Origin of the sequence: Tardiphaga sp. 709 (genome assembly GCF_032401055.1) — a bacterium.
GTDB lineage: Bacteria > Pseudomonadota > Alphaproteobacteria > Rhizobiales > Xanthobacteraceae > Tardiphaga.
On the sequence record NZ_CP135529.1, the window covers coordinates 5,815,315 to 5,828,664 of the forward strand.

At 62.3% G+C, this 13,350-nt stretch carries 11 protein-coding genes; 9 read left to right on the forward strand and 2 right to left on the reverse strand.

Annotation, left to right across the window (positions count from 1 at the left end; all coding sequences use genetic code 11):
* Positions 1 to 109: 109 nt before the first annotated feature.
* From RSO67_RS27855 to RSO67_RS27875, 5 genes are all read left to right on the forward strand, one after another.
* A complete protein-coding gene (locus RSO67_RS27855; protein WP_315841492.1) occupies positions 110 to 1,120 on the forward strand; it encodes a Gfo/Idh/MocA family oxidoreductase in 1,011 nt (336 codons plus the stop codon).
* 78 nt (positions 1,121 to 1,198) lie between these two features.
* Entirely contained in the window at positions 1,199 to 2,350 is a 1,152-nt protein-coding gene (locus RSO67_RS27860; RefSeq protein WP_315841493.1) for a DegT/DnrJ/EryC1/StrS family aminotransferase, read from the forward strand.
* Positions 2,351 to 2,393: 43 nt separating this feature from the next.
* Positions 2,394 to 3,926, forward strand: a complete 1,533-nt coding sequence (murJ, locus tag RSO67_RS27865) for a murein biosynthesis integral membrane protein MurJ (protein ID WP_315841494.1) — start codon at positions 2,394 to 2,396, stop codon at positions 3,924 to 3,926.
* Positions 3,927 to 4,028: 102 nt separating this feature from the next.
* Positions 4,029 to 6,326 (forward strand): xanthine dehydrogenase family protein molybdopterin-binding subunit, encoded by a 2,298-nt coding sequence (locus RSO67_RS27870; protein WP_315841495.1) that lies wholly within the window; start codon positions 4,029 to 4,031, stop codon positions 6,324 to 6,326.
* Positions 6,327 to 6,418: 92 nt separating this feature from the next.
* Positions 6,419 to 6,865 (forward strand): cytochrome c, encoded by a 447-nt coding sequence (locus tag RSO67_RS27875; RefSeq protein WP_315841496.1) that lies wholly within the window; start codon positions 6,419 to 6,421, stop codon positions 6,863 to 6,865.
* Between the two features lie 77 nt (positions 6,866 to 6,942).
* Here the strand turns inward: RSO67_RS27875 and RSO67_RS27880 are convergent, their stop codons facing one another.
* Positions 6,943 to 7,365, reverse strand: a complete 423-nt coding sequence (locus RSO67_RS27880; RefSeq protein WP_315841497.1) for a CHRD domain-containing protein — start codon at positions 7,363 to 7,365, stop codon at positions 6,943 to 6,945.
* Between the two features lie 164 nt (positions 7,366 to 7,529).
* Between RSO67_RS27880 and RSO67_RS27885 the strand changes: the two genes are divergently transcribed.
* The 3 genes from RSO67_RS27885 to RSO67_RS27895 all read left to right on the forward strand — a co-directional run bounded on the left by RSO67_RS27885 (position 7,530) and on the right by RSO67_RS27895 (position 11,286).
* On the forward strand, positions 7,530 to 8,450 hold the full coding sequence (locus RSO67_RS27885) for a cytochrome c (RefSeq protein WP_315841498.1): 921 nt from the start codon (positions 7,530 to 7,532) through the stop codon (positions 8,448 to 8,450).
* 155 nt (positions 8,451 to 8,605) lie between these two features.
* A complete protein-coding gene (locus RSO67_RS27890) occupies positions 8,606 to 9,580 on the forward strand; it encodes a DMT family transporter (protein WP_315841499.1) in 975 nt (324 codons plus the stop codon).
* A 275-nt stretch (positions 9,581 to 9,855) separates the two neighbouring features.
* Positions 9,856 to 11,286, forward strand: a complete 1,431-nt coding sequence (locus tag RSO67_RS27895; protein ID WP_068738114.1) for an aldehyde dehydrogenase family protein — start codon at positions 9,856 to 9,858, stop codon at positions 11,284 to 11,286.
* 134 nt (positions 11,287 to 11,420) lie between these two features.
* Here the strand turns inward: RSO67_RS27895 and RSO67_RS27900 are convergent, their stop codons facing one another.
* On the reverse strand, positions 11,421 to 12,380 hold the full coding sequence (locus RSO67_RS27900; RefSeq protein ID WP_315841500.1) for an SMP-30/gluconolactonase/LRE family protein: 960 nt from the start codon (positions 12,378 to 12,380) through the stop codon (positions 11,421 to 11,423).
* Between the two features lie 146 nt (positions 12,381 to 12,526).
* Between RSO67_RS27900 and RSO67_RS27905 the strand changes: the two genes are divergently transcribed.
* Positions 12,527 to 13,342, forward strand: coding sequence for an NAD(P)-dependent oxidoreductase (locus RSO67_RS27905; RefSeq protein WP_315841501.1), 816 nt, complete (start codon positions 12,527 to 12,529; stop codon positions 13,340 to 13,342).
* Positions 13,343 to 13,350 lie beyond the last annotated feature (8 nt).

The following is a 13,350-nucleotide window of genomic DNA, read 5'->3' on the forward strand; positions in this document are numbered from 1 at the left end:
GTAGCTCCGCGGGGCAATCGCCACATCTGTGGCGGGCATGCTAGGAGAACTCGCGGCGCAAGTATGGTGAATCGCCGCGCCGGCTCTTAAGAATTCTGAGGTTTGTTGAATGGTGTCGAAAGAAACTTCCGCAGCGAAGGATGCGGTGCGCACGCTGCGTGTCGGCGTCGTGGGCGCAGGTGTCATGGGCACCAATCATGGCCGCGTGCTGGCCGGGCTGCCGGGCATCGAAATGGTCGGCATCGTCGATCCCATGCTCGAACATCGCACCCGCGCCGAGAAACTGATCGGCTGCAAGACCTTTGCCGATCTGGACGCACTGCTGGCCGCTGGCGTCGATGCCGTGACCATCGCAGCGCCCACTCACTTGCATCACGAAGTTGCGCTCGCCTGCATCGCCAAGGGCATCCATGTCCTGGTCGAGAAGCCGATAGCATCGACCGTGAAAGAGGGACGCGAGATCGTCGATGCCGCGCAAAAGGCTGGCGTGACTCTGATGATCGGCCATGTCGAGCGTTTCAACCCCGCCGTCGCCACCATCAAGAAGGCGATCGAGGGCGAGGATATTCTGTCGATCGGCATCACACGCGTCGGCCCGTTCCCGCCGCGCATGTCCAATGTCGGCGTTGTCATCGATCTCGCCGTGCATGACATCGACCTGATCCGCTGGTTCACCGAGAGCGACATCGTCGAGGTGCAGCCGCAGCTCGCCTCCGCCGTCGCCGAGCGCGAAGACATCGCGCTGCTGCAGTTCCGCACGGCATCCGGCGTGCTTGCCCATATCAACACCAACTGGCTGACGCCGTTCAAGGCGCGCACCGTCACGGTCGCAACGCGCGGCAAATATGTGATGGGAGATCTGCTGACCCGGCAGGTCACCGAATGTTTCGGCTTCAAGACCGATGGCAGCTATTCGATGCGCCATCTGCCGGTCGGGCAGGACGAGCCGTTGCGCGCCGAATTGATGGCGTTTCTCGATGCGGTGCGCACCGGCGGCGTGCCGGCTGTGACCGGCGAGGAGGGCGTCGCCTCCCTCGAGATCGCGATCCAGTGCCTGGAAGCGCCGAAGAAGCGCGCGGCCACGGCATCACGCCCGGCGCCCCGCAAGGTGGTTGGCTGACGCAAGCGCGACCCGGCGCAAGCATGCGCCGGTTTCCAGTATTCAGACTTCAAGACGACATTCTGCAGGCCAGGCATCATGAACCAGCACACCCGTATCGACCCCGTTCCCTTCATCGATCTCAATGCGCAGCGTCAGCGGCTCGGCACATCGATCGACGAGGCGGTCACCCGCGTGCTCAATCACTGCCAGTTCATCAACGGCCCGGAAGTCACCAAGTTAGAGGCCGAACTCGCCAAATATTGCGGCGCCAAGCATGTGATCAGCTGCGCCAGCGGCACCGACGCGCTGATGATGGTGCTGATGGCTAAGAAGATCGGCCCGGGCGATGCCGTGCTGTGCCCGTCCTTCACTTTCTGCGCCACCGGCGAGGCTGTGGCACTGGTTGGCGCGTCGCCCGTATTTGTCGAAGTCGACGACGTCACTTTCAACATCAGCCCAGAGTCCGTGAAACGTGGCATTGCCGCGGCTAGGAAGGCCGGCCTGAAGCCCCGGGCGATCATCCCGGTCGATCTGTTCGGCCAGCCCGCCGATCTCGACGCGATCAACGCCATCGCCGAGGCTGAGGGGCTGTTCGTGCTGGAAGACGCCGCGCAGGCCTTCGGCGCGACCTACAAGGGCAAGCGCGTCGGCACCTCGGCGCTGGCCACTACCACCAGCTTCTTCCCGGCCAAGCCGCTCGGCTGCTTCGGCGACGGCGGCGCGATCTTCACCGATGACGACCAACTCGCCGAGGACCTGCGCAGCATCCGCATCCATGGCCAGGGCTCCGACAAATACGACAATATCCGCCTCGGCATTACCGGCCGCCTCGACACCATCCAGGCCGCGGTGCTGCTGGAAAAGCTGAAGATCTTCGACGACGAAATCGCCGCCCGCAACAAAGTAGCCGACCGCTACGCCCGCAGCCTTGGCAATATCGTCACGGTGCCGCGTGTCGCCGAAGGCAATACGTCGATCTGGGCCTGCTACGTGATCCGCCTGCCCAAGGGCACCGACCGCGACGCCTTCGCCAATGCGCTGAAGGCACAGGGCGTGCCGACTGCGATCTATTACGCGAAGTCGATGCATATGCAGACCGCCTACAGGGATTATCCGGTTGTCGATGGCGGTCTGCCGGTCTGCGAGGCGTTGTCGGCCGACGTCATCAGTCTTCCGGTGCACGCCTATCTCGACGAGGCCACCCAGGACCGCGTCATCCAGGCTGTGCGCGACGCGCTGGCGACCTAAGTTGAGCGTTTTGCACCGCCGCTTCATGCTGTAGAAGCGGCTGATGCTGGGACGCATTTTCACCGTCGGCGGATATACACTGCTCTCGCGGATCACCGGTTTCGCGCGCGACATCATGCTCGCGGCGATCCTTGGTGCCGGGCCGGTGGCTGACGCCTTCTTCGTGGCGCTGCGACTGCCCAATCACTTCCGCGCTATTTTCGCCGAAGGCGCGTTCAATGCCGCTTTTGTGCCGGCCTATGCCCATGTGACCGGTAAGGGCGGCCCGGCATCGGCGCATCTGTTTGCCGACCGCATCTTCACGCTGCTGTTTGCGTCACAGGTCGTGCTGCTCATCCTGGCTATTTTGTTCATGCCGCAGGCCATGAGCGTCCTCGCGCCGGGCTTCACCGATGATCCCGCGCAGCGTCATCTCGCCATCGAGCTGACACGCATCACCTTTCCCTATCTGCTGCTGATCACGCTGGTGACGCTCTATGGCGGCATGCTGAACGTCATGCAGCGCTTTGCCAGTGCCGCGGCGGCCTCGATCTTCCTCAATATCTCCATGATGGCGACGCTGGCGCTGGCCGCGTTCTTTCCGAGTTCAGGTCACGCGGCGGCTTGGGGCGTGTTGATTTCGGGCTTTCTGCAATATTTCCTGCTCGCCGGTGACTTGCAGCGTCATGGCGGACTTCCTCGTTTTGCGCCGCTGCGTCTCGACGAGGACGTGCGCGGCTTCTTCCGCGCGCTCGGCCCGGCGACGCTGGGCTCCATGGGCACGCAAGTCGCATTGTTTGCCGACACCATCATCGCGACCTTCCTGCCGGTCGGCGCGCTGTCGGCGCTGTATTATGCCGACCGTCTCAACCAGTTGCCGATCGGGGTAATCGGCATCGCCATCGGCACGGTACTCTTGCCGGAAATGTCGCGGCGGATGGCGGCAGACGATCATGTCGGCGCCATGGGCGCGCAGCGCCGCGCCTTCCTGTTCACGCTGTTGTTCTCGCTGCCCTTCGTCGCTGCATTCCTCGTGGTGCCCGATGTCATCATGCGCGCGATGTTTGCCCGCGGGGCCTTCACCAAGGCTGATGCTGCCGTCGCTGCGGCGACACTCGCCGCCTATGCCATTGCGCTCATCCCCTTCGTGATGATCCGCAGCGCGGTTGCAACTTTCAACGCCCGCAAGGACACCACGACGCCGATGATTGCCGCGCTCACCGGCATCGCAGTCAACGTCGCGCTGAAGATTCTGCTGATGGGACCTCTGGCGCAGATCGGCCTCGCGCTTGGCACCGCGGCAGGAGCCTGGATCAATCTGTTGCTGGTCATCTTCTTCGCCATGCGGGCCGGCTATCTCGAATTCGATCGCGCTTTTATGCTGGCGCTCGGCAAATTCGCGCTGACCGGCGTGGTCCTCGCTGCGGCGCTATGGGGGACCGCGCGTCTTGCGGCGGAGCAGTTCGCGGGCCTCACCAGCCTCCGCGACGAAGCGACGCTGGGAGTTCTCATCATCGTGACCATCCTGGTCTATTCGGCATTGGTCCTGACGCTTTTCGGCAAAAGCTGGTTGCGCAGCCTGGTCCGCGCCAGATAGCTCGCTTCATCGTGTCCCAAAGTCGGGCAGGGCGACGCCCCGTGCCACTTGCCGCCGTCCTCCCGCAGTGTAGATTGAGTCTAAACTGCATGCGGAGGAACGATGGCCCCCATCAAATTCGGCGTCGGACAGAGTGTCCTGCGCAAAGAAGACGACGCCCTCATTCGTGGCCGTGGCCGCTATACCGACGATCATGCGCCCGTCACGCTGCATGCCCTGATGCTGCGCTCGCCGCATGCCCATGCTCATTTCACCATCGATGTGACCAAGGCGCGCATGCTTCCAAGTGTCGCCGCGATTCTGACGGCGGAGGACACCAAGGACCTCGGCGGTCTGCCGTGCCTGTTCAATCTCGAAGATCATCCTTTCACCGGGCCGGATTATCCAATCCTCGCTGCCAAGGAAGTCCGCCATGTGGGCGACGCCGTGGCCTTCGTGGTTGCGGAGACTGTCGCGCAGGCGCGCGATGCGATTGAGGCGATCGAGGTCGACTGGAAGCCGCTACCGTCCGTGAACGGTCTGGTCAATGCCGTCGCCAAAGGCGCGCCGCAGGTGTGGGCCGAGCATCCCGGCAATGTGCTGTTCGATGTGCCGATCGGCGACAAGAAGGCGGTCGATGCGGTGTTCGCCAAGGCACCCGTGATTGCCGAAGTGAAGATCGTCAATCCGCGCGTCATCATCAACTATATGGAGACCCGCGCGGCGATCTGTGAATACGACGCCAAGCGCGATTACATGACGCTGACCATCGGCAGCCAGGGCAGCCATCGTCTGCGCGACATCCTCTGCGATAATGTGCTGAAGATGCCCAAGGACAAGATGCGCGTGATCTGTCCCGATGTCGGCGGCGGTTTCGGTACGCGGCTGTTTCCCTACCGTGAATATGCGCTGGTGGCCTTTGCCGCCAAGAAGCTCGGCAAGAATGTGAAGTGGGCGGCGGACCGCACCGATCACTTCCTCGGCGACGCGCAGGGCCGTGACAACGTTACCCATGCACGCATGGCGCTCAGCGAGGATGGCAAGTTTCTCGCCATGGATGTCGACCTGATGGCCGACATGGGCGCGTATCTGTCGACCTTCGGGCCGTACATTCCGCATGGCGGTGCCGGCATGTTGCCGGGTCTTTACGATATCCAGACATTCCATTGCCGCGTCCGCACGGTGTTCACGAATTCAGTGCCGGTGGATGCCTATCGTGGCGCCGGCCGTCCGGAGGCGGCCTATGTCGTCGAGCGTCTCGTCGATCAATGCGCGCGCAAGCTCGGCATGACGCCGGATGCGATCCGCCGCAAGAATTTCATTTTGCCGAAGGCGATGCCGTATAAGACCGCGACGGGCAAGGTGTACGACTCCGGCGATTTCACCGCGCATATGAAACGCGCGATGGATGTGGCGGACTGGAAGGAATTTCCAAAGCGGGCCAAGGCTGCGAAGAAAGAGGGCCTGGTTCGCGGTATCGGCATGGCCACCTATGTGGAGGTCTGCGGCACCATGGGCGACGAGACCGCCAACGTTGCTGTTGGCGCTGATGGCGACATCACCATCCTGATCGGCACCCAATCCACAGGACAGGGCCACCACACGGCCTACGCGCAGATCGTTGCCGAACAGTTCGGCGTGACGCCGGATCGCGTGCACATCATTCAGGGCGACACGGCGAAGGTCGCGACCGGTCTCGGCACCGGCGGCTCCGCATCGATCCCGACCGGTGGCGTCAGCGTGCAGCGCGCCACCAGGCAGCTCGGTATCAACCTCAAGGAGCTCGCGGCGGATGTGCTGGAAACCAGCGCCGCCGACCTAGAAATCGATGGCGGCGTGGTGAAGATCGCCGGCACCGACCGCTCTGTGTCATTCGCCGATCTCGCTAAGAAGGCCAATCCGTCGAAGCTCAATGCGTCCGAAACCTTCAGCAGCGCCGACGGCACCTTTCCGAACGGCACCCATCTGGTCGAAGTCGAGATCGATCCCGCGACCGGCAAGATCGCCATTGTCAATTACGTCATCGTTGACGATTTTGGCGTCACGCTGAATCCGTTGCTGCTGGCCGGCCAGGTTCATGGCGGCACCATGCAGGGCATCGGCCAGGCGCTGATGGAGCAGGCGGTCTATGATCCCGAGGACGGCCAGCTGGTCACTGGCACTTTCATGGACTATGCGCTGCCGCGCGCGGCCGACGGCGCGCCGATTTCGTTCGAGACCCACAATATCCCCTGCGTGACCAATCCGCTGGGGGTGAAGGGGGCGGGCGAGGCCGGAGCCATCGGCTCCTGTCCCGCCGTAGTGAACGCCATTATCGATGGTCTCTATCGCGAATACAAAATCGAGCACATCGACATGCCTGCAACCCCGGAGCGGGTGTGGATGGCGATCCGCGAGCACGAACGGCTCCACACGCTGTAGAGCGCCGCCGCCGGGAATAGCCGGATGGCGGCGGGGTTCATCTACATGTTGCGAACTAGTCCTAGTTGAATTCCAAACAGGGGTATTGGTTGATGAAACGTGCGCTTCTCGTTGTCGGAGCTTTGCTGTTGGGTGTGGGGGCGGTCTCGGCCCAGCAGGAGATCGTCAAGGAACGCCAGACGCTGATGAAGTCCAATGGTCGCGCTCTTGGCGGCACGCTCAGCGCGATGGCCAAGGGCGACAAGCCCTATGATCAGGCCGCGGTCGAGGCCGCGCTGACCGTGCTGGACGAAACCGCCAAGAAGCTGCCGACACTGTTTCCGGACAGCACCAAGGGTCTGAAGGCCGAGGGTGACTATTCGACGTCGCCGAAGGTCTGGGAAGACAAGGCCGGTTTCGATGCCCACATCGTCACCTTCGCCAAGGCCGTCACCGACGCCAAGGCCAAGATCAAGGATCTCGACAGCCTCAAGGCGAATGTCGGCGGCATCGGCAAGGCATGCGGCGGCTGCCACGAGACGTTCAGGCTAAAGGTCTGAACTCAATTGTGAACTCTGAATGAGAGGGCGAACGCCGCAGCGCTCGCCCTTTTGTTCAACCATCTTCGCTTCGAATGTTACTTCGTCACCTGTCCGCGGATCTCGCCGCCTTTGTTCGCCTCAGTGTGGACGTTGACATAGTACTTGCCGGCCAACAGGTCGGCGGCCTGTGCGTCGGTCAGCGTGGCGCTGCCTTCGGATCCGCTGGTGGCCGGCGTGATCGGTACGGCGACGCCGGCATTCTTGCCGGCTTCGGCGGGGCCGTGGAAATGCGCCATGGTCGCAGGACCCGTGAGGCCGGAATAGGTCAGCTTCCAGGTCAGCTTCTTGGTGGCGGGATCGAAGTCGATATCGGCGGTGCCCTTGCCGGCGGTGGTTGTGGCGGGCACTTCGGAGGCGCCGTCGAGCGTCGCCTTCATCTTATCGGCGGAAGCGGGGCCGGCGAGGGCGATGCTGGCGCCGAGTGCGAGGGACGCGAGCTTGATCGAACGAGGTGACATGGTTTTCTCCCTGATGATGGTGAGGTCGTCATGGCTGGAAACATCCGAGACGCCAATTCATTCCCCCCGGAGCCTAAGGGATGGATCACGGTTTCGTTCCGGCAGCGGTTGTTCGACTCGCTTTATGTGCTGAAGTTTGACCAGGATACCGATTAGACATGCACGTGCTGAAACGGCTTTTCCTTCTCGCATTTGTCGCGGCCATCATCGGCCTTGGCGTGTTCTGGTGGCTGACGATCCCAGTGACAGTGGCTGCGAGCACGCTGCCGCCGCACACGCCCAATCCCGGCAATGGCGCGGTGGTCTTCAATGCCGGTGGTTGCTCGTCATGCCATGCGACGCCGGCGCAGCAGGATCGGCTCAAGCTCGGGGGCGGGCTCCCGCTGACATCGCCGTTCGGTATATTCTATGCGCCCAATATCTCGCCTGATCCTGCCGCCGGTATCGGACGCTGGAGTGAAGCTGATTTCGTCACGGCACTGATGAAAGGCACTTCGCCGAACGGCTCGCACTACTTTCCAGCGTTCCCATACACGTCCTATCAGCACATGAAGGTGGAGGATATCAGGGACCTGTTTGCCTATCTGAAGACACTGCCGCAAGTGGCCAGCAAGGCGCCGGATCATGCGGTACCATTTCCATTTAACATCCGCCGCAATCTCGGTGTCTGGAAACTGCTGTTCCTCGATGGCAAGCCATTCGTGGCGGATGCGTCGAAATCGCCGCAGTGGAATCGTGGCAGCTATCTGGTCAATGCGCTGGGCCACTGTGCTGAGTGCCACAGCCCGCGCAACGCGCTGGGTGGCATCGTGACGGCACAGCGCTTTGCCGGTGGTCCCAATCCCGACGGTGAGGGCTGGGTGCCCAACATCACCCAGAAGCGCCTCGGTGACTGGAGCGAGAAGGACATCGCGTATTTTCTCGAAACCGGACAAACCCCGGACGGCGACACCGCCGGCGGCGCCATGGCCCGCGTGATCCGCAATACCTCCCAGTTGAGCGCAGACGACCGCTCGGCGATGGCGCTCTATCTGAAGTCGCTGCCCCCGGTAGAGGGGCCGCCAAGGCCCGCCAAAAAGGGCTAAAGCTGCCCGCGCAAGGTTGGGTTGTGGCGGTGCAGCCCTGCATGGAAACCCGAAAAGCCATGTCGCATCGGTGGTTTTCGTGACGGGTCTCACGTGATTGTGTGCTGCAACATGAAGACCCCCACGATTCCCCCGATCTCCATTTCCCCGAACTCATGAACATCTTCAAAGCCGTGTCGCTGAAGATTGCCAGCACCATGGCGTTTGCCTTGATGGGCGCGCAGGGCCGCTATCTCGGCAGTGACGTGCCGCTTGGTGAGATCGTGTTTGCCCGCGGGTTGTTTGCGCTGATCCCGATCGTGCTGTTTTTCGGCTGGCGCGGCCAGTTGCGCGGGGCGCTGCGCACCAACCGCGTCTCCGCGCATCTGGTGCGCGGCTCGTTCAGCGTGATCGGGACGTTCTGCACCTTCGGCGCTCTGGCGCGATTGCCGATCGCGGATGTCACCGCCATTGCCTTCATCGCGCCACTGATCACCGTGGTCTTCGCCGCGATCTTTCTGAAGGAGCAGGTCCACGCCTATCGCTGGTCGGCGGTGGCGATCGGCTTTTCCGGCGTGATCCTGATGCTGTCGCCGTATTTCCACGACCACGCGGCGCTGACCACGTCGATGATCATCGGTCTGTCGCTGGCGCTGCTCAATGCCTTCTCGTCGGGCGGTGCGACCATCCAGATCCGCCGGCTGACCGCAACGGAATCGTCCTCGGCCATCGTCATCTTCATGACGCTGATCGTGATGGGCGCATCACTGCTCACGGCGCCATTCGGCTGGCGCTGGCCGACGAGTTTCGAACTGGCGCTGCTGATCGGCATCGGCATTTCCGGCGGCCTCGGCCAGATGCTGTTCACCGAGAGCTATCGCTACGCGCCGGCTTCCTTCCTGGCGCCGTTCGACTACACGGCGATGCTGTGGGCCTTCCTGCTCGGTTTCTGGATGTTCGGCGAAGTGCCGACGCCTTACGTGGTCGGCGGCGCGGTAATCGTCGCGGGCGCAGGCATCTTCGTCATCCTGCGCGAACGCCATCTCGGCCTGAAGCGGCTGCGTGACACACCGATGTCGCCGATTTCCACCATGGCCGATGATGAAGCCGATCCGGATGCGCCCATTGCCGTCCGCGCAAAGTCGCGCTAATTTTTCGGTCAATTTTGTTGCAATGCACACTGCGCTTCGCTGGCAAGTTGCGACATTTCGATTTTAGAACGCGCGCAAATCACGGGGCCTTGCTCCTGCCACGCGGCTGGATTTATATGCATTTGCTGCTTTCACGCGGCACCCCGTGCATGACGGGCTCATGAGGCGAAATGACCGCGCAAGGGTGCTTGCCGGACGTGTCGTTCCTTCCCAGATAGACCCGGCTGCACAGCGTTTTCCGACGACAGACGTTCCCGAAATCAAAGAGGTTACCAATGGTCAACCGCCTGCAATTCTACATCGATGGCGCCTGGGTCGATCCCGTCGTCAAGAAGACAACCCCTGTCGTGAATCCGGCGACTGAAGATGCGATGTATGACATTGCGCTGGGCTCCAAGGCCGACGTCGACAAGGCTGTCGCCGCTGCCAAGCGCGCTTTCGAGACGTTCTCCCAGACCACCCGTGAAGAGCGCATCGCGCTGCTCGAAAAGATCATCGCGGTCTACAAGACCCGCATGTCGGATATCGGCGCGTCGGTCTCCGACGAGATGGGCGCTCCGCTGCCGATGGCCGAGAAGCTGCAGGCCGGTGCCGGCCTCGGTCACCTCGTCGCCACGCTCGACGTGCTGAAGACCTACAAGTTCGACGAGGCGCATAACGCCGCCATGATCACGAAGGAGCCGATTGGCGTCGTCGGCATGATCACCCCGTGGAATTGGCCGCTCAACCAGATCGCCTGCAAGGTCGCACCCGCGCTCGCCGCCGGCTGCACCATGCTGCTGAAGCCGTCGGAATACACCCCGACCTCGGCCTTGATCTTCGCGGAAATCCTCCATGAAGCCGGCGTGCCGAAGGGTGTGTTCAACCTCGTGAATGGTCTGGGCCCCGACGTCGGCGTCGCCATGAGCGAACATCCCGACATCGACATGATCTCCTTCACCGGTTCGACCCGCGCCGGTATCGACGTCGCCAAGCGCGCCGCGAACACCGTGAAGCGCGTCAGCCAGGAACTCGGCGGCAAGTCGCCGAACGTGATCCTCGACGGCGCCGACTTCGTGAAGGCCGTCACCGGCGGCGTCGCGCACATGTTCAACAATTCCGGACAGTCGTGCAACGCACCGAGCCGCATGATCGTGCCGCAGGCGAAGATGAAGGAAATCGCTGCCATCGCGAAAGCGCAGGCTGACAAGACCAAGGCCGGCGATCCCCGTGCCGACGGCACTGTCATCGGTCCGGTGGTCAATCGCGGCCAGTGGGACAAGATCCAGGGCCTGATCCAGAAGGGCATCGAGGAAGGCGCCACGCTGGTTGCCGGCGGTCCGGGTCTGCCGGAAGGCGTCAATAAGGGCTTCTATGTCCGCCCGACGATCTTCGCCGACGTCACCGAGAACATGACCATCGCGCGCGAGGAAATCTTCGGGCCGGTGCTTGTGATCATGGGGTCCAAGGACGAAGCCGACGCGCTCCGCATCGCCAACGACACGCCCTACGGCCTTGCTGGCTATGTCTCGGCTGACACGGTTGAGAACGCCCGCAAGTTCGGCCGTCGCATCCGCGCCGGCAACGTCAACCTGCAGGGCGCTCCGAACGACCGCACCGCGCCGTTCGGCGGCTACAAGCAGTCCGGCAACGGCCGCGAATGGGGCAAGCACGGTCTTGAGGACTTCCTCGAGGTCAAGGCGATCGCCGGCTACACCGCGGCTTAAGACCGCGCATTCGAAGCAACAGCTTCGTGACTGACAGGCGCCGGGGCGGTAACGCCCCGGCGTTTTTGTTTCTGGCACATCACTATCGACCATCGTCCCCGCCTTCGTGGGGAGGACAATAGAGAGGTTCGTGCCTATCCCCCCAGCGCCCCCTGCGTGTTGACATACACCGCATAGATCGACTGGCTCGATGCCATGAACAGCCGGTTGCGTTTCACACCGCCGAAACAGACATTGGCGCAGCGCTCGGGCAGCGCGATGCGGCCGATCTGTTCGCCATCTGGTGCGAAGATGAACACGCCGTCGAGCTCGGGCTTGCCCATGCCCCAGCCGCACCACAGATTGCCGTCGATATCGCAGCGCATGCCGTCGGGCGTGCCTGGGCCCGCATCGATCAGTACGCGCTTGTTCTTCAGCGTCTTGCCGTCGGCGGCAACGTCGTAAGCGAGAATCTTGCGGTTCGGCACGCCGCGGGATTCCACGACATAGAGCAGCTTCTCGTCGGGCGAAAAACACAGTCCGTTCGGGCCGAGCACATCATCGGCGACGATGGTGGACTTCAACGTATTGCCATCGATGCGATAGATATTCTGTCCGATCTCGGATGGCGCCTTGTTGCCCTCATAGTCGCTCATCAGGCCGAACGGCGGATCGGTGAACCAGATCGAGCCGTCGGATTTCACGACGACATCGTTCGGTGAGTTCAGTTTCTTGCCTTCGAAATTATCCATTAGTACCGTGATGGAACCGTCATATTCGGTGCGGGTGATGCGGCGGCCGTGCTCGCAGGTGATCAGGCGTCCCTGGCGATCTCGCGTGTTGCCATTGCCGTAATTCGACGGTCTGCGGAAATCGCTGACCGCGCCGGTTTCCTCTTCCCATTTGATAATGCGGTTGTTGGGAATGTCGGAGCACAACAGATATCGCCCGTCGCCGAACCATACCGGTCCTTCGGCCCAGCGCATGCCGGTGGCGATGCGTTCGATGGCGCCGAGCTTGATCCAGTATTTTTCGAAGCGGGGATCAAGGGTGTGAATAGCGGGATCGGGATAATAGGTCGCCGGGCGCCAGCCGGGCGATGATGTGTCGGACATTGGCGTCTCGTTCCCTGTCGTTTCCTCGGATGTGTTTGCTAACATCGGCAAGGGTGAGCGGCAAGCAATGCCGCTTGCCCTGCCTTGCCGTTGCGCTCGCGCCGCGCCATACTTGTCTGACAACTGACAACATTACGAGGGACGGAATGAAGATCTTGATGACGGGCGCATCTGGCGGAATCGGCACGCGCTTGCGCGAATTGCTGCCGCCGATCTATCCGGACCTCGTGCTGAGCGATCTCACAACGCCGCCAAATCTCAAGCCGACCGAGAATTTCAAACAGGCCGACCTCGCCGATCTCGCCGCCGTGGAGGCGATCTGCGAGGGCGTCGACGGCATCCTGCATTTCGGCGGTTTCTCGGTGGAGGGGCCATGGGACACCATCCTGCAGGCCAATATCATCGGCGGCTACAATCTGTTCGAGGCTGCGCGCAAGAAGGGCGTCAAGCGCATCATCTTCGCGTCATCGAACCACGCGGTCGGCTTCTATCCACGCCACAGCAAGATTCCCCCGGACGTCACGGCGCGGCCGGACAGCCGCTACGGCGTCAGCAAGGTGTTCGGCGAAGCGGTGGGCTCGCTCTATGCTGATAAATACGGGCTGTCGGTGACGTGTCTGCGGATCGGCAATTTCGGCGACCGTCCGCTGGACCAGCGCCGGCTGTCGATCTGGCTGAAGCCGGAGGATCTGGTGCAGCTCTGCCAGATCGGCCTCGAACATCCCGCCATCCATTTCGAGGTGCTGTATGGCGCCTCCTATAACGAGCGTGCCTGGTGGGATAACTCCCGCGCCTATGAGCTCGGCTATCGCCCAACTGGCAAAGCCGAAGATCATCGCGAACACGCAATGGCGGAACAGGCGAAGATGAAACCCGATCCGGTCGGTGATTTCTATCAGGGCGGGGCGTTTTGCAGTGCCGAATTCGCTGGTGATTTCAGCAAGGTGTGGGAGCCGAAATAGGGGCACAG

Bases quoted from the DNA above. Each gene is read 5' to 3' on its own strand.
- RSO67_RS27875 (WP_315841496.1), top strand. From the start codon at position 6,419: ATGAAACGTGCGCTTCTCGTTGTCGGAGCTTTGCTGTTGGGTGTGGGG.
- RSO67_RS27870 (WP_315841495.1), top strand. From the start codon at position 4,029: ATGGCCCCCATCAAATTCGGCGTCGGACAGAGTGTCCTGCGCAAAGAA.
- RSO67_RS27855 (WP_315841492.1), top strand. From the start codon at position 110: ATGGTGTCGAAAGAAACTTCCGCAGCGAAGGATGCGGTGCGCACGCTG.
- RSO67_RS27880 (WP_315841497.1), bottom strand. From the start codon at position 7,365: ATGTCACCTCGTTCGATCAAGCTCGCGTCCCTCGCACTCGGCGCCAGC.
- RSO67_RS27895 (WP_068738114.1), top strand. From the start codon at position 9,856: ATGGTCAACCGCCTGCAATTCTACATCGATGGCGCCTGGGTCGATCCC.
- RSO67_RS27900 (WP_315841500.1), bottom strand. From the start codon at position 12,380: ATGTCCGACACATCATCGCCCGGCTGGCGCCCGGCGACCTATTATCCC.
- murJ (WP_315841494.1), top strand. From the start codon at position 2,394: ATGCTGGGACGCATTTTCACCGTCGGCGGATATACACTGCTCTCGCGG.
- RSO67_RS27905 (WP_315841501.1), top strand. From the start codon at position 12,527: ATGAAGATCTTGATGACGGGCGCATCTGGCGGAATCGGCACGCGCTTG.
- RSO67_RS27890 (WP_315841499.1), top strand. From the start codon at position 8,606: ATGAACATCTTCAAAGCCGTGTCGCTGAAGATTGCCAGCACCATGGCG.
- RSO67_RS27860 (WP_315841493.1), top strand. From the start codon at position 1,199: ATGAACCAGCACACCCGTATCGACCCCGTTCCCTTCATCGATCTCAAT.